The sequence below is a fragment of the Polyangiaceae bacterium genome (assembly GCA_016715885.1).
GTDB lineage: Bacteria > Myxococcota_A > Polyangia > Polyangiales > Polyangiaceae > Polyangium.
In genome coordinates, this window is record JADJXL010000001.1 from 787,523 (window position 1) to 808,997 (window position 21,475).

The following is a 21,475-nucleotide window of genomic DNA, read 5'->3' on the forward strand; positions in this document are numbered from 1 at the left end:
GCATGCACGAGCACGCGAATGTGTCGATGTGGCAGCGCGATCATGACGGAACCTATTCCGCCGAAGTAAACGGCTGCACGCTGCGGATCGTTTGGCAGCCCGAAGAGCCCGGCAAAAGACGCGGCTTCCGCTGGAAAGTCGAACGAGACGGCAAGGAGCTCGCAACGCCTGACGACCTGCAGGAGGAACCCGAGCTCGCGATGGCGCACGCCGAGACGTTTGCTCGCACCGTCGCCGCGTCCTCGTAGCGCTCGTGCGTGATAGCCTCGGCGCGTGAGCGATTCGGCGCCGAGGGAGTACGCTCCGGGCGACCGTCTCGACGAGCGCTTCTTGCTCATCGAGCGGCTTGGTCGTGGCGGTTTTGGTGATGTTTGGCGTGCCGAGGAGCTTTTGCCCGACGGTGCGCCGCTTCGCGTCGTTGCGCTGAAGTTGCTGCATAAAATCGCCCACGACGCGGCTCATTGGGCCGAAGAAGCCAAGCTGCTCGCGTCGTTTCGGCACCCGTCGCTCGTCACGATCTATGCCGCAGGGGTTTTCGCCAAGCCGGAACCCATACCGTTTGTCGCAATGGAACTCCTCGAGGGCCGTACGCTCGCGGATGTTCTTTCCGAACGAAAACGAGTTCCGTGGAGGCGCGTCGTCGCGTGGGCCCGAGCCGTCGCTGCAGCGCTCGATGTGATTCATGCGCGTGACGTCATTCACCTCGATCTCAAACCCGCCAACATTTTTCTGACGCACGAAGGGACGATAAAAGTCCTCGATTTCGGCATCTCGCGTCGCGCGGGTTCCCAAGCGCCCACGATGCAGCGGTCTGCGGCTCGGTCTGCATCCGACGCAGCGCTCGATACGGCCATGTTCGTCGCTAGCCAGGAACCGCCGCCGCGGGCGCCCGATGCGTTCGTCGACACGGCCATGTTCGTTGCAGAGCAAAATAGTATTTCGCGACAAACTGCGAGCTCGCAAGGGCTTGCTTACGCCATCGTCGGCACACCGGGATACATGGCTCCCGAAATCCTCGAGCTTGCCAAGCCGGCACCAACGGCAGATGCGTACGCGCTCGCCGCGACCGTCGTGAAACTCGCCACGGGCCGCACACATTACGAGGATGTTTCGGAAGAACCCCCTGACGCTTCGGATCCGGCGGTCATGAGCACGTGGTGGTCCGATATTCGTGACGCCACGCTTCGAGGCAAACTGCGCGACCTCGCCGCGGACCCCGCTGGTCTGCCGCCTGGCTTGGTGGCGCTGCTCAACCGACTCCTCGCGGTCGATCCGATCGCGCGTGGCGTTCAGCCCGGGCGCCTTGCTGCGCTTTTCGATGAAGTTGCAGAGCGGCCGTACGGCGTCATCGATCCGCCCTACATCGGGCTCGCGCCGCTTCCAAAACAAGCCGAAGGGCTGCTCTTTGGTCGCGGGGACGATGTTGCGCGTCTTGGTCGCGAGCTCGCATTCGAGCCGGTGGTCGTGCTGCATGGCCCGCGAGGCGTTGGGAAATCGTCGCTCGCTCGAGCAGCGCTCGTCCCTTACCTCGCGCGTGAGTTCGTCGATGGAAAAGACGATTGGATCGAAGTTCATGTGCGTCCTGGAGACGACCCTGATCGCGCGCTCGACGAAGCGTTGGGTCAGGTTCACTTGGGGCTCGCGGGCATAACGCCCGAAGCGCTCGAAGAGCACGCGCGTTCGTCGCGTGTTGGCGTGACGCTACTCGTGGATCCGCTCGAAGAGGCGCTTTCTGCGCCGCATAGCGCTGCCGCGCGTCTCACGGCGATCCTCACGGCAATGGCCGACGGATCGGTTCGTCCGGGGCTGCGTGTTCTTGGTGTGCTTGGTGAAGCGCATGTCACCCGGTTCGTCGAGACAGACTCACCATTTGCTTCCCTTCGTCCAGCGCTTCGGTTCGTGGGTTCGCCGCCCGCCGCAGCCGTGCATGAAATCGTCACCGGGCCCATGCGGCTGGCGGGCGTGCAACTCGTTGGTGGTGAAACGATTGCCAATGAAGTGCAGCGCGAGCTTCGTGGCGCAGACGATCGCATGCCGCTCGTCGCGCTGGCCTTGCGGAGCTTCTGGGAAACGCGCGCGCCGAGTCCGCAAGATCGAACGAAAATGGTTCTCACGGTCGAGCGATGGCGGTCGCTCGGCGGCGTTGCTGGAGCGGTGTCCGCTCATGCACATCGCGCGCTTGCGGCGCTCGATCCCGAAGCGCGCGAAGTCGCGGTGGAAACGATGCTTCGCCTCGCGACGACCGCGCGTAAACCCATTCGGTGGAACGAAGCCGAGCTTGCGGCCGTCGTCGCGTCCGATGCGAGCAAGAGCATTGCCGTTTTCGACATGCTCGAACGCGAAGCGATCCTGCGTCGTCGAGACGATCACGTGGAGCTATCGCATCCATCGCTCGCGTCGTTGTCGCGCATCGAAGAGGCCAGGCTCGCGCATTCCGATCGTCTCGTGCTCCTCGAGCGTCTCCACGAAGCGGCGATTGCGTGGGATCGTGCGGGATGTCATCCCGAGTTTTTGCTGACGGGTTCGTTTTACGATGACGTCATGCGGCGGCCCGATTGGCTACGCCGGTCCATTTCGCCGCTCGAAAAACAGTTTGTCGAAGCGAGCAGGCGTTTGGCGCGACGGCGCAAGGTCATTCGCGGAGCTTTCGTTTTCTTTTCGATGGCTGCCATCGTGGCCGCGTTCCTTGCAAACCAAGCGATGGAAAAGCGAGAAGCTTTGGCCGACCGCGCGCGTGCCATTGCTGCCGAGCAAGCCTATGTTTCCGACGTCGTGTCGCGATCGCGGCTCGCGGAAGACCCCTACATTCGCACTGCGTGGATTACCGAAGCCATCGAACGCGGCGCTTCGGATGCTGCATTGCCTCTCGAATTGTTTCGCACCGCATCGAATCTGCCTCCGGCGACATTTCTCACGCTCACGCCGTCCACGAGTCCCTCGTTTCCGTGGGGCGACCGGTGGTTATTGGCCAATGCAGGCGGGACGGGCATCGTCGTCGTCGATTTTCATTTCGACCCGTTTTACCAGGAACCTCCAGCCGACGGCAGCGCGCCCGCCGAGCCGCCGTCTACGGAGCTGCATCCGCACACGACATTCGTTCGCCCCCATGAAACCCCGTTTGTCGAACGAGTCCATTTCGCATTCGACACCGCGTTTGCGACGCGTTCGGTGGCCGGTGAAGTGCGCGTCTTTCGATTACGGCCCGACGGAGCGGTAGCATTGGCAGCGATTCTGCCAACGCGGTGCACGGGCGCGCTCGAGGTTGCCGAAAGGGCTCCCGTGCTCGCTTGTTTGGGCGACGGCGGCTTGTTGCGATGGGATTTGCGTCGTGCAGACAAGGTCGATACCCATCCATTTCAAGGCTTGCCGCTCGACGTTTCACCGGATGGAGAATGGATTGCGGCTGCCATCGATCAAAAAGTGCTCGTGTGGCGTCCATCCGAACAAAAGACGTTTGAAATCAAACCAGCGGGTCCGGTCGAATTTGGGCGCTTTGGGCCGCGCGAAAATATGCTGGCCCTCGTCGAGCCCGGACGCTTCGAGATATTCGATCCAGTGCGTCCAGACGCGCCATTGATGGCTGGCGATTCCGCCGGGACACCGACGTTCGTTCGATGGGACGAAGGGGGTCTGGATCTGGCTATTTGTGGCACGAGTATCGGAGACGATGCCGTAACGGGCCAATTCCATTATTTGCGCAAAGGGGCTCGGGCACCCGGCGATGCTTTGCCCAAAGGAAATCCGTGTGAACCTGCGCCGCGCGAGGGCCGTCCAGTCGTCGCAAAGTCGAAAGACGACGTGCGTGATTTGTCGAATTTGCCGCTAGGTCCACGCGACCTTTTGGGAGGATTTCGGTTTGCCGGCGGCCAATTCCTCACGCGTGATCTCGTCCTTTTGGCTCACAGCCGGTCGGCCGTCGAATCTTTCGTGCAGTTCCGCGGCGAATCGAGTCCCGAAGCGCTCGAAGCATCAACGCCCGCCGTCGCAGCCATTCACCGTGAGAATGATGAAGTCGTTGCATTCCAAGTCAATGACGAAATAAGGTTTTACCGTGTCGACAGCGGCAAACGGGAGCTCACGCGCAAAGGCAGACTCCTTCGGCGTTGCGACGACAAGCGAATGGTCGCGTGGGAGCGCGACGACAAGACATGGCGCGTCTTCGATGCTCGCAGTGGCGCGACGATGGCCACGATAACGCGCGAGCCTGGCTTCGTCGTCGGCGTCGATTCCGCGTGTAGTCATTTTTATTATCAGCGTGTGAGTGGTGAGCTCGTCGTGGCGCCTTTTGATGCCGACGCGGCCGCATATCGAGTCATGGCAAAGGCCGACGGATATGTGTACGACGTGAGGCCAAGCGTCGCGCGGGGCACCGAAGGCCCAGGATTGTGGCTCGCCGTGAGCTCCGGGGCCTTGGCGCGCATCGACGAGAAGACGAGCACCGTTCGCGTAATGGGGTATGCAACGCCCCGAGCGTCTGCATTGAGTGATGGGCCGTCGCCGGGCGAGCTCGTGTATGCCGATGCGACCGGTGTCGTGCTGCTCGGGCCGCGTTCTGCCGTTCGATTGCTGGAGCCGCTGGGCGCCACTGCATGGGAAGACATATCGGTCGCCCCGAATGGCTCGTCGATGTTCTTGCTATCGATTGATCGTGTTGCAGCGGTCGACATCGTGGCCTGGATTCAGAGGATTCCGACGAGCTCGACGTCGAAAATCAACGTTGCATTCGGCGGAATGAGCCCCGGATAGCCGCGTTCGCCATACGCGAGATGTCCTGGAATCGTGAGTTTTCGGCGTTCGCCCACTTTCATGCCGGCAACGCCTTGATCCCAGCCTTTGATGACCTGGCCTGCGCCGAGCTTGAATTGAAATGGTTTGCCTCGATCACGCGAGCTGTCGAATTTCTTGCCGTTCGTCAGCGTTCCGGTGTAATGCACTTGCACCGTATCCCCCGCTTGGGCTTCGGCGCCAGTTCCTTCGAGAAGTTTTTCGATTTGGAGCTCTGCACTCGACATCTTGAATTCTCCCATTCTCCGTCCGGCTGGACGGTCATTGCGGCACTTTCGCGGGCTTGGGAACGGACGTCCCATTCCGAACCGCTTCGACGACCAAATCATTCAGCATTCGATCGGCTTTTTCGCATTTCGCCGATACGGCGCCCATCGTTGCCCCCTTGCATTCCTTGCGCCTCTCGGATGCAACTTTCGCGAGCGCTTCGTCCTTCTTCAATGCCTCCTGCGTTGCATCCTCCAGAATTCGCCACGGAATCGTCGCGTGTTTCGGCTTCGGCGGCGCGGCCAATCGTACCTCCTCGCCGGACAACGTCGCACACGATCCGTCCCAACGCAGTACGTCGTAACTCGAACCGGCCCCGCTCACTTGCATTCCGCCCGTGTCGGCCTTGTGTGAAAGCAGCACGAGCAGCTCTTCCTCGAAGAAGAGCTTTTCTTCCGAGCTCGGACCGCTGAATCCATTAAAAGGATTGATTTCCTTGACGGCCACGTAGGCGCGTTTCCAAGGCGTTCCTTTTTGGAAGAACATCAGCGCAAGCTCGGGGTACACGCCGGAGCACAGACGCTTGACGAACGCTTTGGGCATCACGCAGCCATCACCGCTCGTGCCATTGGCGCATGCTTCCGGGATGGTTTTCCCATCGTCCGCAGTGGCTTCGTCCTTCGGTTTGTCTTCGGCGGGTTTGTCCGCGGAGGCCGCTTCGCTGCTGCCTTCCGCAGCGGCTTTGTCTTGCGTTTCGGCAGCGGGTTTGCTGCCTCCACAGCCCAAGATGAAGAAGAGGATCGAGACGGCGAGGTATCGCATGGCGTGACCCTAACCCGATCGCCATCCGCGCGTGAAGGGGCAATTGATTAGCGCGTGGGGTTTCTCGCGAATCGCGCGGCAAGTGCGTCGAGGGCGGCCGCGAGATCGCGTGAAGCGCCTTTCTTTGCGGCGTCGATGAGCGCCGGCGTCGACGGATCATCCACCACCATGAGCGCATTCGAAGCCGTTTTTCGCGCATCGCCATCATGCGCTACGAAAACCGCGACGAGCGCCTTGGCGGCAATCGCGCGCACGGGGGCTTCCTCGCCGCTCGAAGCAATGATGGACGTTTTCCATGCCCAAGCCGATCCTACGTCACCAAGCGAATGCGCAATGATTTTGGCTGTCGCGGCATCGGGGGTCGCAATGGCAACATCGGCAAGCGCCACGGCGACCGCCTTGCGCCGGCATTCGCCCATCCCCGCAAGGACCGCCTTTCGTTTTGCTCCCTCGAGCTTCGACATCGTTACGAGCTTCTGCGCCGCCGTATCGGTGCCGATTCGCCCAAGCGCTGCTGCCGCTGCGCGCACCACGTGAAATTCGGTCTCCGAGCCATCGAGAATCGTCACGAGCACGCTCTCTGCGCGCGCGTCACGTAGCATGCCCACCGCTTCGATGACGCCCGCCCGCCAGGCAATCCACGCGGAATCCGTGAGCTCACCTTTGGGCTGACCGCGGAACGCGAGCTCCTCGAGCATTGGCAAAAGAGCATCTTTGCCCATGGACTTGAGAATCGCAGGAATCGGCGCGAAACGACCACGTTTGTTCGCATCGAGCCTCGGCAGATCATTCCGTACGACGCTCAGCGCTTGAAATGCCTTGGGGCTCTGTCGCTTTGCCGCTTCGATATCGAGAGCGAGCGCCGTGCGCGCGTTTGCGGGAAGTTTGTCCGGAGCAAGCATGACGCCGCTCGCTGGAGCCGCATTCACCGGAGATACCTGCGCCATCATCGCTCCGAGCAATGCCACAACAAAAACATGCTTTTTCATCGTCCACTCTCCCACCAAGCAGCATCCGTCGGAATGGCGCGCGTGACATTCGATCCGCAATGGACCTCGCCGTCGAGCGCATGGTAAAGGTTCCAGTTTTCGATCCAGTGCACCTTGACGCCGAAGGGTGCGAGCGCTTCTTCGAGCTGTTTTTTGAAGATGTCTTGTCCGTTGACGACCGGGCCGTGCGGATCGGGAGCCCCGAAATCTTGATCGGAAAGGTAAATCCCATTGACCGTGCCGGGATTGTACGCGACGGCATAGCCGTATTCCGGTTGGTGCAAGAATGGTACCTTGACGAGGTCCGCTTCCGTGATTCCCGTTTCAGATTCGATTTGCGTGAGCTGCGAATCGACCTCGGCAGCCGCCCAAGCGCTCGTATTCATTACCTCGGGGTCGTTCAGCACTTCGCTGATGGTTGCTTGCGCATCCGAGTAATCGTACCACTTCATTCCCACGAACATGGGGCTTTCGCCTTGCCCTGCATCCACTGCGTCTTGGAGCATTTTCTTGGCCAAGGTTGCATCATTGATGAGCATCGCCCAGCCGCGCGGCGTATTCGCCTTGATGAAGCTCACCGTTTCGTCCACGTGTCCCACGTAAAGCCATTCCGTGTCGATTGTGACCATGGGTTGCACACCTTGCGCAGCGATCAGGCGGTCGAAGCTCTTGTCGGGGTAATATTGCGGATTCGACCCGCGCAGCACGCGACCGAGCGGATAATCCTCGCCGTCGAACGAATGCGGAGGAATGGTTTCGGTGTTGCCGAACGAATTGAGGCTGTCCATTTCGTCCGGATGCATGGGATCGTATTGAACCGCGCCCGCAACGTCTTTGCCTCGAAATTGCGTGAACACGACTTTGCCTGCCGCACGCAAGATTCCACTTTCGTAATTCGCCGATCGAAGATTGACGTGAATGACGTGCTGCTTTCCGCCTTCAGCGGGCATCGACATGTACGTCGTTTCGAAAAAGTCTTGCGTCCATTGATCGCCCACGGGAAGCCCGACGAGCGGAGCCTCGATGCCCGAAGCTTGCACGGCTTTGCCGAGGTCCGCCATGAATGCCGAGGAATCGGCATCGTTGGTGAATTTCGTGGCATAAACCTTTTCCGCAGGGTCCAAGTGATGGCGGAAAATAATCGGTGCCAGTCGCATTCGGACGGTGTCCTCCGCATCCGGTATCGGCTTACCATCGGTGCCCGTGCCGCCGTGTACCTTCAGCGTCACGTCGAGCAGTCCGTCCCATATCGACGTATCGCGCAGAATGTCCTTGCCTTCGATGGCGAATTCCACGCCATTTACAAGGTCGTCCGGGCCAAGCTGCCCAGATGCGGCATCGAAAACCTGAAATTCGCTGCCGTTCCATTTGAAAAGGCGCACGTGCTCCACGCCGGGCATGCTCAAAGCGATCGTCGCGTAGGCATCCTTTGGCGCTTCAGGCCATGCAACCGTTTTCAATCGAGCGAGATCGTGTAAATCATCCGGACCATTGATGATATCGTCGAAAGCGTCGTTGCATCCAGCCAGGGCCGCGTTTGGACCGGTCTTCGGACACGTTTTCGCGTCGTCGTCGATATTCGCGAGAAAGATGGCACCGTGGTCTTTGTCCCACGTATCCTCACGATCGTCTTCGCTGGAATCATCCAGATCCACTGTACCGTTACGATTTACATCGGCGCGCAAGTCTGCGATGGCGACCGGTTTTGGAGTTGACACTACTGCGTTATCGTCCTCGCCCCCGCACCCCACGGCGCTCATCGCGAGCAAAGTCGATAAAAGAAATCCGCTTCGTTTTCGCATGTCGTCTCCTTGCGCATCGAACGGGAAAAACCGCGCGCCGCGCGGCCCATGTTAGATGAAATCGCAAGCAGGCGAAAGGTCAAACGACCGGCGATTTCGCAATCGTTGCGCGCATTTCGATGGTGAGAATGATGACGTGAATGCTGCGTTGCGTAGAGGACGGAGAGGCGTTTTGCCGAATGGGTTTGTCGTCGTTATGGCGCGGCGCAACAAACCGTCGTTTGCCCCTGGCCCGTGACGACTCCCTGTTGTACGGATGGTGGACAGCTTGCGTCTGGCACGTCCATCGAAGCGATTTTTGTCACATTTCGATGCGTGATGCCAGGGCCGATGTTCTGGCAACCATTGTTGGTGGTTATGCTTCCGGCGCTTGCCGTGCAATTCGAATTCGTCCATAGGGTGACCGTCGTATCCCCGACGCACGTAATGGCGCTCTTGTCGCAAGTACAAGCCGAACACGCGCGTGTGTCGCTGAAGCTCGCGAACGTCAAATGCTGCTCGGGGAAACCCACTGGACAAGCGTTGGGACCGCTGCGAGATACGCATAGCCGATTTTCGTACATGGGGCTCGGTGCCAGTACGCACGCTTCAGCACCGCATCCCGCTCCGGCGCTCGCGACGGGGCACGTATGCACCTCGCCCATGAACGGATTTACATTTTTCAATCCGCCACCATTGGCACTGCACTTTGCATTGGCAGGAACCGTGCCCGTATTGGTGATCTGGCAGCTCCCACCGCCCATTGCGATCGCGTCGGCCGAGCATCCGTCGTTATTGGTCGTATAGGTTGCGGAAACTGCCCCAGCCGCACAGGCGTCGCCTGTGTAACAAGTCATCGCGACTTCGCAAGCTCCGGACGCGAGGCACGAGCACTGGTTGCATTGCCCCTGGTCGGCGCCTTCGAAAAGACGCGTTGGTTGCTGACCGTTTGCACAAGGCGCCAGCGCCGCATTGTACGCAGTTTGTCGAACACGCACATATGTCCAGCCCATCGGAGCCGGAGCTGTGCAAGAGAAGATGGATCCGCAATCAGTGTCGCGACAATCGACGAGCGCGTCGTCATCGTTATCCATCCCGTCCTTGCAATTTTCCAAAGTCGGCATTCCCGATGACGAAGATGACGACGACGACGAACTGCCGCCACCACTGCCTCCCGTTCCGCCGGTTTCTCCACCTCCAATGCCGCCGGTTCCTCCACCTCCAATTCCCCCGCCTCCGGCGACGCCCCCGGTGCCCATTCCGCCGCTCCCGGTGCTGCTCGAAGAAGTATCGCCGCCCGAGCCACCGCTTGCGCCCGATGGATCCGTGGTCCCTGCATCCGAAAGCGCGCAGCCGGTCAAATTTGTAAATATCCACACTGATGCGATTATCCATCCGTGCGAAACCGTCGCGATTCTTTGCATGATAGCTCCTTGTTGCAAGTGCACACGTTCAGTCTATGCCAAAGACGAACGCATGTGCACCGTTTCGTACGGTAGAACGGACATTGTTTGTCATATCAATAACGTGCAATGCGATGCTAATGCAACCAACGCGCGGTGTGCGCAAGCGGATCAAGTCCGGAGATCCGGAGGCGAGTTGCAACGCAACGATGACGAACGAAATGTCGACATTTGTTTTGGTGGGCAAATGCCGAGTTATGGATAAAGGTGCGGAATCCGCTCCGCTCGATAGATCGACCATCCGCCAAACCCGGCGGTGTTCGCTGCCTTGATGCGAATCTCGAACACTTTTCGAGGTTTGTCCTCGCGAGTCACTTCGAAAATCCGCGCCCATTTGTGCCCGAGGATGATGGAATCGCTCGGAGTGCCGTGCTCGTCGACGACGTGTCCGCCGTCGGCAACCAGGATGTTGCCCGTGGTGGGCATCCAATCGCCTTCGCCCAAGAAAGGCGAATAAAATATTTCCGTATCGCTTCCGCCGTAGGACCATTCTTGTGTTACAGTTTTGGCGGCCTCGTCGATGCGGAATTCCACGACGCGGCTATGGTTCTGCTCGGCCGGAACACGGACCTCGAACGGTGATGCGCGGCAATTGCCATTGTCGAAGAGCAACAATTTTCCGTTCGGGCCGAGTTTCGGAGCATGTTGATGATATGGCCATTCCAACTGCGAAGCGGGCGATAGGAGCAGTTCTTGCCATGGGCTCTTCCAATTCGCCGGAGGCGCGAAGATCCACGCCAGTTTGCCAGTTTCGCGGCTGAATTTGACGATGGCATCCTGATTTCGGAGCGACACGACGATGCTATCGTCCTCTTCGGAGTACGCAATGCCGTTGGCGTGCGACCAATCTTTCGTTCCGCCGGCATGACCGGGGTAAAACACATCCCAGAAGGGACTCGACGAGTCGTACCCAATTCGCTTCAGGTCGAGCATGTCGCTCATGTCCCACGTGCGTACGATCGTGCCCTTGCGATCGAATTCCACCACGTTATCGACGATGACCGTCGCTTTGCCGGGCGGAGCTTCGGGGTCGATTTCGCTCGTGGGATAGTGCGACATCATGACGGCGGTCGTCGACAATGTCAAAAAGTGGCCATTGGGCATTTGGGCCATGTCGTGGTGCATCGTTGCCGTATCGACCGGCGTTGCACCGGGAAGTACGGGCGTTTTGAGGGCCGCTGCTTGCCATTGCGCCACCGCATTCCCAAGCATATCGATTTCGACCAATCCTAGATGACTGTATTCGTAAAGCAAGTGCCCATTGCTGAGTTGGCGCGCCTCACCCGGCACGACCGGCGGCCTATGATACCATACGACTTCACCGGCGGCATTCACGATGACGAGCCACCCCATCGGCACGACCACGCCTGCATGCTGCGGATCGAATTGAAAAACATTGAACAGCGTCCATCCCGGCTCCATCGACACCGGATCGCTCGTCAGGATTTCCAGGGGCGGAAAATCGGCAGGAAGCGCGGGCGCATCGAACGTCAACGTCGTCGTCTCCTTCCGCCTTGCTGCGCTTTCGACCGTTACGACGATTGAATTCGTTTTACCAGGAGCAAGTCCGATCACGGGGATGTCGTGCACGGTCGTCGACGCGCGGAAGTCCGCATGCACGGGATGGGCTGTACCGCTGACTTGGATGTGGACCGTCGTCGGTTCGTCCGTCTTGATGTGCAAAATCGCCGCCAGAGGAACAGTTGGATTCGGGTTTTGATAGATGTGCGCGTCGAGAACGAGCGAAGCCGGGGGTTTGTCACTACTGCATCCAGCCAGCGTTAGACCGGCGAACATTGCGGCGGCATGCAGTCGGCGTCGGCTTGGAAAGGGCACGAAATTTGTTTTACCCTTGTCAGCAGCGAAAGTACAATGAAATCATCTAGCCGAATGCCGTAGCGCAAACGGCGTCGACGCTTAGAAAACCTGCCAATGCTCTTTGGCAATTGCACGAACAATTCATGCCGATCCACGTGCGCCGCCGCGTGTACGCCGAACGGACAATTCTGCACCATGCCCTCGAAATGCAGCTCGGGTAAGTGCATGATGGCCGTGTGCCAGCCGTAATGCGTTCCATGCAACACTGACGGCTCGCTGTACAAATTCACAGCGCCCCCGAACAATCGCCACAACTTTCGCGCATCCTCGCGAAATCCGCGCTATCATTGCTTCGTGCACACACCCGTAGTCAAGGTGGCTCGTTACAAGGGCGAGGAATCATGAAGTCCGTCGTCAAAGTGCTGCGATCGCCGTCGGCGAGCGCAGATTCGGTCGCTTTCGAGCCGCCGGTCGTGCGTGTGCAAGCACGTTTCGGCAATACTTGGGCCGCGTGGGGGTCGGGATTTTTCATTGGCCAGTGGCCCTCGTCCATCATCACGGCGCGTCACGTCGTCGCGCTTCCCCAAGGCATTGCTCCAAGCGACGTGAAAGCCGAGGCATTCATATGCGGCGTCTGGACGAAGCTCGAAGTAGTCGCGATTGCATTTCCCGAGGGTGGAAACGCTGCGCCCGATGTCGCAATCGTGCGGATCCAAGGAACTTGTACCACCGGCCTACAAGCTGCCACGATGGATGGACCTTGCCGTGTCGAGATTTGGGGATATCCATTGGGCGTCGGCCGTACCACCTCGGGTTTACCCGCGGTCGTGGGCACTCGCGCGTTTCCTGGAGCGGGCCAATTGAGAATCGAACGCCCGGGACGCGCTGGCATGAGCGGGGGACCCGTCGTCGCGGTATCCGACGCTGGAAGTCCTTTGGCCGCGGTTGGCATTTATTTGGGAACGTCCCCGAATGGAGCCAAGGCGCGTGTTTTGATCGACGATTTCTTATTTGCTGCCAAAGACGCTGCCATGAATGCCATCGCGTAACTTTCCCATGAAAAACCGTGAAATGAGTCGACTTTGGAAGCTCGGTGGCATCGCATGCGCAAGTGCGCTCGCGTATGCGCGTGTGGCGGATGCGCAACCCATTACGTATGCCGACGCAGGTACGGACCAACCCGCAACGTCCGTGCAGTCCGCACCGCCGCCCGTACGAATTGCGCAGCCTGTGCTTTCTGCCTCTTCGCCGTTGGGTGATTCTGGGGAGGCCGTTCAGCTCCATGCCGGACGCGTGGCGGCGCTCATGGGTTTTTCCCGGTCGCTTGGTTTGGCATGTACGTCCGCTGCGCCCGATGTCGACAAGGCGATGCTCGAGCGCGCTGCGATTCGAGCGCTCGCGGTTCGCAAGGGCATCGTGGAGCTCGAACAGCGAGAAAAACGTTTGCGCCAAGAAATCTCGCAAAGGCCAAACGATGGGCGCCTTCGCACGGAGCTCGGCACGGTTCTTCAAAGTAAACAGAGATTGCTGGATGCGGCGAAAAAGGAAGTCACCGGCAAACTCGGCAATGCGGCGCAAAGCATTGGCACCTTGCGTGCGTCGCTTTGCAGCGAGCTTTGTACAGGTAGCGACAAACCAACGAGCCCCGTCAATTTGTGTGCGTTTGCGTCACCAGCACTTGCGCATGCAGCGGCCATTTCCGATGACGAATCCGTACGGGCACTAGCCACCTACGTAAAACATCGTTTCGATGCTGTTCGATTTGTATTGCCCTCGAAACAAGCTTTGTTGCTTTCCGAAATCGCCATGGCCGAGCCGGAAATCTCGCCGGTTTTTGCCGTAGCAGACGCGGCATCGCGCGTTCTCGACGTGCAGCATACGGGACTCGACGTCGCAGCATTTACCATTGGTGCGCTCGATGTGGGCATTCGCGCGGTGGCGAGTTTGATCGTGGATCGGGCAAAGCGTGAATCCATCGTTTGGTTCACGCGGCGGCTTCACGAAGACGTGTGTGGTGGCAAGGCGGCAAGCGAACCGACGTACAGGGAAATTCGGTCGTTTTGGTTTCCCACGACATGTGCGCTCGCGGGCGGCCCCATTGATTTCATGCAATATGGCGACGCAGATTTGATGCGCACGTTGCGAGGTGCCATTGCAACGGACGTGGCCACGTGGCACGGCGTAGCGTTGGGGTTCGGTCTTGGAGCGACGTTATCGGCCGACATGAAGCTCGACGCGGGCCTGCTCGCTTGTGATCCTGGTGTCGAGACGGTCCTTTCGTGCGATACCTCTGCGGCAAATTCGGCGACATGTGAAGCTCGAATGAAGAAGCAGCTCGCATGCAAAGCGGCGCGCGACATTCGTTTGTCCGGTGCACGGCTCGCGAAAAGTCTCGCGTCGGGTGCGAATGCCTCGCTTGCTTTGTACAACTTTGCGAGCGACGTCGAACGGATCAATGCGTATCGAGTCAATGACGCACAAGGGCGCCGATTTTTCAGTCATCGCCTGGAGCTTCTCGCGTGTGCGGCGGCCGTGCCCTACGTATTTCAAGAGTACGGCGACCTGGTTCGTCAAACGAAACCAGGCAAAGTGGAAGAATCGAAGGCATTGCTTTTGGCGGCGCTGACGAATTCGCCGGCTTGTTTTTCGATTCTCGGGCGAGGTTTTTCGCGTGACGTATGCGGGGGTTTTTCGGAACCAACTGCTGGGATGTCCGAATCGATTTGTCCTCGCATCGATCCTGGCAAACCGCTCGATCCTCGAATGCAGCCGCTCGCAGCGCTGCAAGCATCTGGCAAGCTGGAAAAGCTGACGACGATTTTGCGATGGGCAAACCTGGTCGACAAACCGGCTGCGGATCTCTCCACGCGATGGTTTGCCGTCGTGGATGCATTTCGAGCATATCGTCTTGCAGCGGAAGAAATGGCGAGAGCGTCGTCAGCGGCGAGCTTTTCCATTCCACCCATCGATTTGGGTGGTGCGAATGGTTCTGACAAACTCGCGGATGCTTTCCGCGCCGCGGGCGCTCATGCAGAAAACACGGCACGCTTGGCGGAGCGTATGCCCAAATTGCGCGTGGCCCGTGCGAGCCTCGTGCTGGCGCGAGCGTCGCTCGAATTGGCGGCGGCATTTTTGGCATCGACCGAGCAGGTATTTGCCGGTGACCTGGCGTTTGGCGCAACCCCGGGCCTGTTCAGTCAATGGTACGAGTATGACAAACCAACGAGTTTAGCGGAAACGGAGCTCATTGGCAGCGTGCTTTTTCCTGGGTTTGGCTCGAGCGGTGGACTGTCTTCGCAGGCCGTGCGTAATCTATTCGTCGAAACCAGCGCGGACATTCGCCGGTTGACGGAGGCCATCGAGACCATCGAAGCGGTGTTTGCCGATGATTGGGGGCGGGTCGTCGCGCGCGTCGTTGCGGAAATGCGTATAGATGCCGAGCGATCGTGCGTCACGAAGAGTTGCAAAGACGACTGCGCAAAAGGCAAAGGCGCGTGCGCTGTCGTTGCGACGATTGGGCAATACAGTGGCCTCTTTGCGGCGCTCGCTTTCGAATCGGACCCGGACCGAGTTGCTGCCGCCATTGACGCGGCCGCATCGCCTGGTGGTGGGTATCGCCGTAAAAACGTTCCCGGAGCATTTACCATTTCGCTTGGATCGCTCGCGGGATTGTCGGGTGGTGCCGAGCTGCGTTTTGGTTCGTATGGTGGAAAGAAGGAAACCGGCAAAGTCCCCTATCTCGCGGCGCCGACGTTGACCCTTCCGGTGGGGATCGACTTTACGCGTGGCTTCGGTACGCACAATTTGGGGCTTTTCGTATCGGCCATCGATCCGGCGGCATATCTGCAATACGATGCCGTCGCGGGGGCGACGCTTCCCGGCGCGCAGCTCGTGACGGTTCTCGCGCCCGGTGCGTGGCTGCATGCGAGCGTTTTCGACAGTCCGTTTACCCTTGGCATGTACGGCGTTTTTCGACCGGGGTTGCGCGCGGATGCGTCTGGGCTGAGTGTCCCCAGCGCTCATGCTCTTCAATTCGGTGTTTCCGCCTCCGTCGACGTGACGCTTTTCGACTTGTTTTCGAGCTCCGCGTCCGTTCGAAAGTGAGCTTTCTCGACGCGTTTCCATGGCGCGCCGCAGCGCATCCGTGGTAAGAGCTTTGCCTGGAGAGTTCGGATGCTCGTTGTCGTCAGTGATCTACATTTTCAGCATGTATCGGCGGATGCCATTCGTTACGTTCGCGATGGCGTCGTTCGCGAGGTGGGCGTGCGACGTAACGTCACCTCGGGCGCGATGCAGATGCTCTTGGCTGACGTTCATGCGCGCGCGAAACGCGCGATGTCGAACCAAATCGAACTCGTGTTTGCTGGTGACATCTTCGAGCTTTTGCGCACGCCGCTTTGGTTCTGTGGCGGCGCATTGGACGTGCGTCCAACGGCATTCGAGTTGGGACCGGATTCGCCGTGGAATCCGCTGCGCGCAAAGGTCCACGAGGTGCTCGACGCCATCGTGGAGGACAACAAGGACGTCTGGCCGGTTCTCGCGCGGTTTGTCCGCGAAGGGTCGCTCGAGCGCAAAGGTCAAGTTTTGTGTCTCGAATCGGGGACGGTCGTGAATGTGCAATACATTCCCGGCAATCACGATCGGCTCGTCAATGCGTGGCCTTCCGTGCGTCGCCGCATTCGTGAAATCCTCAGCATGCCGCCGTCCGAACAACCATTTCCGCATACGATCGAACGCCCGAAGGACACGGGATATCGCGTCAAAATTCGGCATGGTCATGAATACGACAGGTGGAACATCGGCGTTCCCGTTCCATTTGGCAAACCCATCGAGCTGACGGACGAAGAATATCTCACACCCTGCTCGGGCGATTACGTGACGCTCGAGATTGCCACGCGGCTTTGTGTTGGTTTCCGAGCGCTTCACGGGAAAGCTTTGAGGGCAAACGATGAACGTGGGGCGAGGATGCGCGACTTTTACAATGCGCTCGTCGAATTCGACGACGTTCGCCCACCGACGCTCCTGCTGAAATACCTGCAAACGCGCCTCGGTAGTCTGCATGCGGAGCTATTCGAATTGCTCCGACCGGTGTTGCTCGACATTTACCTTGCGGCGCTCGCCAGCCCATTTTTCCAGGACATGGCGCATCGAATGGAAATGCTCAAGTTTTTCCGCGAACCCGTGGTGACCATCGTTCGTGAAGCGTTGCAATCGCTTTCGCCGACGACGCTCGAGGGGCTCGTGCAGCGGCTACGCGCGATGGATACGAGCGGTGATACCGAGCGCGGGGCGGCCATGGCGAGTCGAGAACGTGGTGTCGAGGAAGGGCAATACGACATTGTCGTGGCGGGTCATACGCACCATCCGGATCAGCTTCCATTGCCGAGCCCTGCGGGATCGGGTCGCGAAGTGTTTTTCTTGGATAGCGGCACGTGGCGTTCGACGATACGCGTTGGCATTGGCGATTCATTCGGCCGTATGCGCGCGTATACGATGGTGATGTGTTATTCGGATGAAGAATGCAACAAGATGACCGATGGGCGGCGTTTCGAGACGTGGACGGGCCACTTGGCGGGCGAAAAGTTCGGCCCGTACGACGTGGAAATCGGCCCCCTTGCCCCGGTGCGTGGTCGATTCATCATGCACGCCATTCGTTTCGACAAAGTCGACGAGGGCGATACGAAGGACGGCGCCGAGGTATATTTGTGTTGGGGTGTGGATGGTGCATCGCAAACGTTCGAGCGCAGCGGCGTCCACAACGGTAGTCATGTGATCCTCGACAAACCTCCGATCGACTTACATGCGAATTTGGATGGGGAGTTCTGGGTATTCGGGCGCGAAGTTGATATGGGGTCGCGATCGATCATCGACGCGGATGACGTTTTTCCGTGGTCGGTGCGGTATCTCGGGCGCGGCGCCGACGGTGAATTCGTTCGCGGCAAGGGCGAGGTCATCCTACATCGCTCGGACAATACGCACCTGGTGCTCGAATACGAAGTGATCGCCGTGGAGTAGTGTGAAACCACGGTAGAAGCCCGGATTTTTTCCGGCACTCGCGGTTCCCCCAAACTCGCGCGCTGTACATAAACTCGTGTGAAACCACGGTAGAAGCCCGGATTTTTTCCGGCACTCGCGGTTCCCCCAAACTCGCCCGCTACGCGGGCTCGAACAGTGGAACCCACCACGAGCGCCGGAAAAATTCGGACTTCTACCTCATTCAAGAGCTGGCATCAGCTATTCAACGTCTTTACAGCAACGAAATCCCAAGTGGTAATTGCCGTGGCTGTCGTGATCCATCACTTTCGTGGCGTGCCAATCGGGGGCGCGCCATCGGCAATCGTCTTCGTGCGCTTCGTAATTCGCAAAAATGAACCAGCTCCCCTTCATCTCCGTTTCACCCGTGCCCCCGCGACTCGTCAATTCTTCCGGGCGCAATGGTAAATTCATGTGCTCGGCAACGTTGCCGTGCAAATCGTAGACGCCAAAGGGACTGCGGCATTCGGGGAACGAGCCTGCGGGAAACGTATTCGATCCGCAACGTTTCCAACCGCTCGACGTGCAACCTTCGCTTTTTTGGCTCCGCGTGCCACACAAAGAGTGGTCCTTTTTGATACCATAAGCCCACCGCAGCTCGCGATCGCGATTGTGCAGGTATTTGGCATCTTTGCGTTCCTTGCCAAAAAAATATTCTTCGACGGGCGCATGAACCGCCCCCGCGCACGAGCCTTCCCATTCGTGCGCGTCGCATAAACGTTTGCCAATCGCCCCGCAGAGCTCGACCGCTTCACGCGCCGATGCATACACGACGGGATGTTCACAGGGGATACCGGGAAATTCGTATCGATCGATGCACGCTTTGGCATTTTCTGCGGTTTGTCCAGCCAATGGATCGTACATGGGCGTCATGAAGGGCGCACCGCACTTCGGCTCGTCCGGTTCGAACCCGCCGAGCGCATTGCGTTTTTCCCGGCATTCCTTGCGCGTCAGAGGATACTTCGTCACCGCGGGATTGCCTTGACCCATGAGCGACGAGCGGTCGATGATGGCTTTGACCGCCTTTAGCTGTTCGTCACTCAGGTGCAATAACGGGCCCATGCGCCGCAAAAGCGCCGCGCGCTGCTCTTCGAGCGTTTCTGGATACAGGTCCTCGTCGGGCAGCGCTGGCATCTCGACGCGTGCGGGAGCGGGCGTCGTAGCGGAAGCCGAGGGCAGGGGAGTGGCCGAGGGCGTTGCCGTTGGCTCTGCGGCTTGCGTCGCGCTGGAGCTCGATGCGGGGGCCGGAGGCGTGTCTTTCGATGTGGATGTGCAGGCCGCGCAGAGCGGCGCGGATGACAAGAGCAGCGAGGCGAGGAATGCACGGTGGGCGCGGGCAGAGTCCATACGACGATCGGAGTTGCCCGAGCGTGATCCGTCCGCGCCGGGAGGTCAAGGCATGACGGTGAGAACGGGAAGCTCGTGGATTTCGAACGAGAGTCCCCCATTGGATCCAGCGCCGTTTTTGTCGCAATACGTGTAGTTCGCGCCGTCGCGCGTGAAGCGATACACGTAGCGGTAGGATCCGGGCACGGCGGGTGCGGCGAAAGACGCCATGTATTCGTCGTCGTTGCCGACTTGGACGTTGAAGGCAGCGGGGAAGAATTGATAGCCGCTTTGGGTGGTTGGATTGACATTCGCCGGGCCAAACCCAACTTCAGCGCTGATCATGGCGTTTGGCCCCATGGCTTCGGTAAAACCAGCCTCGTAAACGCGACCGTAAATCGTAGGAGTCATCTGCCCCGCGGTCACGCTGATGTCCAGCGGAAACTGGACGTTGCAATAGTCGAGCTCCTCGGCGGTATTCGATTCATTCGCGGTGCCCGGCGATTGCGGAATTTCCGTCGCGAACCCCATCATTTGCGCGAAGTCGCCGCTCAAGGCCACGCCCGTCATGTCCTCGGCGCCGGTCGTGACCTTGACCTTGTACGTGGTACCGTAGGACAATCCAGGCGCCGGGACGAACGTCGCCGTCTTGTTGTCGGGGCTCATGGTTGGTGCAGCCGAAGCAAACCCATAACACGAGGCGAAATCGTCGACGGAGAATTGTACCGATCCAGTGCAGGGGCCGATCGAGGTTTGTCCGATCAGCGTGGCCGCGTTCATCGCACCCGTGAACGTAATGGCGATGCTGCTCGAAACGGACACGTTCATCGCCATGTCCGCCGGTGCAACCGAAAGGACTTGCGGTGGCTGGCAGGTGTTCATGTCACACACGCCGCTTGGGCAATCCGCGCCGATGTTGCATTCGACGCACATGCCGTTGCCGTCGCAGACCGTGCCGCCATTTTGATTGCATTGCGTGCCGACCGACGAATGCGGGAAGCTCGGCATACCTCCCGCGCAAATGTCGTCCGTGCACGGATTGCCGTCGTCCATGGGAACGTCGGCAGCGTCGTCGACTTGCTTGATGCCGCCCATGCCGTCGCATTGCGCCACTTTGCAATCGTTCGGCGTTTGCGCCATGAGGACCGACCCGTCGGCCGCGAAATTGTCGACGCACATCATGTTCGAGCACGTTGGCGTACTGCATTCGGTGGGCATGCCGCAATGCTCGTCGAGCGTGCAGCCTGCGCAATTGCCCATGCCATCGCAGAACGTATCGCCCAGGCCGCAAGGCGTGCCCATGGGAGCATCGCTGAGCATGGGCATACCCATCGAGCATGAAGCAATCTTGCATTCGTTCGCAGTCACGGGAATGTCGGCGTCGTCGCTTCCCGTGACGACCATGCCCGCCGCGTCGCATTGCTCGTTCATGCAATCGCCGGGCGTCGGGTCGCCGACTTCCGTGCCCGTAAGGGCGTTGACGAAGCTGCACGTGCCGGCATTACATTCCCTCGCTTGGCACACGGTACCTTCCGGGCAATGCGTTGCCACGATGCACTCGACGCACGCGCCATTGCCGTCGCACAACATTCCGGTGCCTTCGCTGCAAGTGGTTCCGGCCGTGGCGTTCATCGTTTCGCACATCCCAGCGTTGCAATGCGGCAACACACATGCGCTATTCGTCGCCGGGCAATCGCCATCCACCGTGCACGGCATTCCGCCACCGCCGCTGCCGCCCATTCCGCCAGCGCCAGCCATACCGCCCGCGCCAGCCATTCCGCCAACGCCGCCCGCGCCAGCCATTCCGCCAACGCCGCCCGCGCCAGCCATGCCCGCGTCGCCGCCGGCGCCAGCTTGTCCAGACGAACTGCTGCTGCTCGAGCTTGACTGCCCGGCGCCTGCGTCGCCCCCCGAACCGGTGGGGTCAGGAATATCGCCACGATCCACGCGAGAAATCAGCTCGCAGCCGACACTCGAGCATAGGATTGTCAACGAAATGGAAGCCAATTTTGCAGCACGAATGTTCGTTCTCATTGCGCGTGCGTGTTTATCACGACTTGGCGCTTATGGGCCAGAGCGGCGATCGATTCGTTCCAACGGAAAATCGGGGGGGTTTGGGGGGGCCGAGCCTCGCCGTGCTTTTGTGCGAAGCGCAAAAGCACCGGGAGGCGAGCCTCGGCCCCCCCAACGCAAACCAAGCCTCGCGAAGCGCGCGTCCCACGCGCGCGAAGCGAGCGTGCAAATCATGTCC

General features: G+C 59.6%; 13 protein-coding genes. 5 read left to right on the plus strand and 8 right to left on the minus strand.

All coding sequences use genetic code 11. The features are described from left to right. The first annotated feature begins 2 nt into the window (after positions 1-2). Positions 3-248: a hypothetical protein gene (locus IPM54_03250; GenBank protein ID MBK9258835.1), complete on the plus strand. Its 246-nt coding sequence runs from the start codon at positions 3-5 to the stop codon at positions 246-248. 25 nt (positions 249-273) lie between these two features. Then, positions 274-4,746: a serine/threonine-protein kinase PknK gene (locus IPM54_03255; GenBank protein MBK9258836.1), complete on the plus strand. Its 4,473-nt coding sequence runs from the start codon at positions 274-276 to the stop codon at positions 4,744-4,746. Here IPM54_03255 and IPM54_03260 read toward each other — a convergent pair. From IPM54_03260 to IPM54_03285, 6 genes are all read right to left on the minus strand, one after another. Beyond that, positions 4,680-5,012 (minus strand): FKBP-type peptidyl-prolyl cis-trans isomerase, encoded by a 333-nt coding sequence (locus tag IPM54_03260; protein MBK9258837.1) that lies wholly within the window; start codon positions 5,010-5,012, stop codon positions 4,680-4,682. The two genes, IPM54_03255 and IPM54_03260, sit on opposite strands and share 67 nt — an antisense overlap. Positions 5,013-5,046: 34 nt before the next feature. Then, positions 5,047-5,814 carry a hypothetical protein gene (locus IPM54_03265; protein MBK9258838.1) on the minus strand — a complete coding sequence of 256 codons (768 nt, stop codon included), beginning with the start codon at positions 5,812-5,814 and terminating at the stop codon, positions 5,047-5,049. A 47-nt stretch (positions 5,815-5,861) separates the two neighbouring features. Then, positions 5,862-6,803 carry a HEAT repeat domain-containing protein gene (locus tag IPM54_03270; protein MBK9258839.1) on the minus strand — a complete coding sequence of 314 codons (942 nt, stop codon included), beginning with the start codon at positions 6,801-6,803 and terminating at the stop codon, positions 5,862-5,864. Continuing rightward, positions 6,800-8,605 carry a protein-arginine deiminase gene (locus IPM54_03275; GenBank protein ID MBK9258840.1) on the minus strand — a complete coding sequence of 602 codons (1,806 nt, stop codon included), beginning with the start codon at positions 8,603-8,605 and terminating at the stop codon, positions 6,800-6,802. The genes IPM54_03270 and IPM54_03275 overlap by 4 nt, the downstream gene beginning before the upstream one ends. Before the next feature lie 194 nt (positions 8,606-8,799). Further along, positions 8,800-10,008 (minus strand): hypothetical protein, encoded by a 1,209-nt coding sequence (locus tag IPM54_03280; GenBank protein ID MBK9258841.1) that lies wholly within the window; start codon positions 10,006-10,008, stop codon positions 8,800-8,802. Positions 10,009-10,242: 234 nt separating this feature from the next. Continuing rightward, positions 10,243-11,844, minus strand: a complete 1,602-nt coding sequence (locus IPM54_03285; protein MBK9258842.1) for an aryl-sulfate sulfotransferase — start codon at positions 11,842-11,844, stop codon at positions 10,243-10,245. Between the two features lie 422 nt (positions 11,845-12,266). On the opposite strand from IPM54_03285, the gene IPM54_03290 reads away from it, so the two are divergent. From IPM54_03290 to IPM54_03300, 3 genes are all read left to right on the plus strand, one after another. After that, on the plus strand, positions 12,267-12,914 hold the full coding sequence (locus tag IPM54_03290) for a trypsin-like peptidase domain-containing protein (GenBank protein ID MBK9258843.1): 648 nt from the start codon (positions 12,267-12,269) through the stop codon (positions 12,912-12,914). Between the two features lie 22 nt (positions 12,915-12,936). Further along, positions 12,937-15,969: a hypothetical protein gene (locus tag IPM54_03295; GenBank protein ID MBK9258844.1), complete on the plus strand. Its 3,033-nt coding sequence runs from the start codon at positions 12,937-12,939 to the stop codon at positions 15,967-15,969. A gap of 69 nt (positions 15,970-16,038) precedes the next feature. Then, the gene (locus IPM54_03300) at positions 16,039-17,880 is read left to right on the plus strand and encodes a hypothetical protein (GenBank protein ID MBK9258845.1); all 1,842 of its coding nucleotides are present in this window, start codon (positions 16,039-16,041) and stop codon (positions 17,878-17,880) included. Positions 17,881-18,099: 219 nt separating this feature from the next. On the opposite strand, the gene IPM54_03305 is transcribed toward IPM54_03300, so the two are convergent. Next, positions 18,100-19,245, minus strand: coding sequence for an SUMF1/EgtB/PvdO family nonheme iron enzyme (locus tag IPM54_03305; GenBank protein MBK9258846.1), 1,146 nt, complete (start codon positions 19,243-19,245; stop codon positions 18,100-18,102). A 45-nt stretch (positions 19,246-19,290) separates the two neighbouring features. Next, positions 19,291-21,171, minus strand: a complete 1,881-nt coding sequence (locus tag IPM54_03310) for an Ig-like domain-containing protein (GenBank protein ID MBK9258847.1) — start codon at positions 21,169-21,171, stop codon at positions 19,291-19,293. Between the last annotated feature and the right edge of the window lie 304 nt (positions 21,172-21,475).

Bases quoted from the DNA above. Each gene is read 5' to 3' on its own strand.
- IPM54_03250 (MBK9258835.1), top strand. From the start codon at position 3: ATGCACGAGCACGCGAATGTGTCGATGTGGCAGCGCGATCATGACGGA.
- IPM54_03260 (MBK9258837.1), bottom strand. From the start codon at position 5,012: ATGTCGAGTGCAGAGCTCCAAATCGAAAAACTTCTCGAAGGAACTGGC.
- IPM54_03265 (MBK9258838.1), bottom strand. From the start codon at position 5,814: ATGCGATACCTCGCCGTCTCGATCCTCTTCTTCATCTTGGGCTGTGGA.
- IPM54_03270 (MBK9258839.1), bottom strand. From the start codon at position 6,803: ATGAAAAAGCATGTTTTTGTTGTGGCATTGCTCGGAGCGATGATGGCG.
- IPM54_03275 (MBK9258840.1), bottom strand. From the start codon at position 8,605: ATGCGAAAACGAAGCGGATTTCTTTTATCGACTTTGCTCGCGATGAGC.
- IPM54_03280 (MBK9258841.1), bottom strand. From the start codon at position 10,008: ATGCAAAGAATCGCGACGGTTTCGCACGGATGGATAATCGCATCAGTG.
- IPM54_03285 (MBK9258842.1), bottom strand. From the start codon at position 11,844: ATGTTCGCCGGTCTAACGCTGGCTGGATGCAGTAGTGACAAACCCCCG.
- IPM54_03290 (MBK9258843.1), top strand. From the start codon at position 12,267: ATGAAGTCCGTCGTCAAAGTGCTGCGATCGCCGTCGGCGAGCGCAGAT.
- IPM54_03295 (MBK9258844.1), top strand. From the start codon at position 12,937: ATGAGTCGACTTTGGAAGCTCGGTGGCATCGCATGCGCAAGTGCGCTC.
- IPM54_03300 (MBK9258845.1), top strand. From the start codon at position 16,039: ATGCTCGTTGTCGTCAGTGATCTACATTTTCAGCATGTATCGGCGGAT.
- IPM54_03305 (MBK9258846.1), bottom strand. From the start codon at position 19,245: ATGGACTCTGCCCGCGCCCACCGTGCATTCCTCGCCTCGCTGCTCTTG.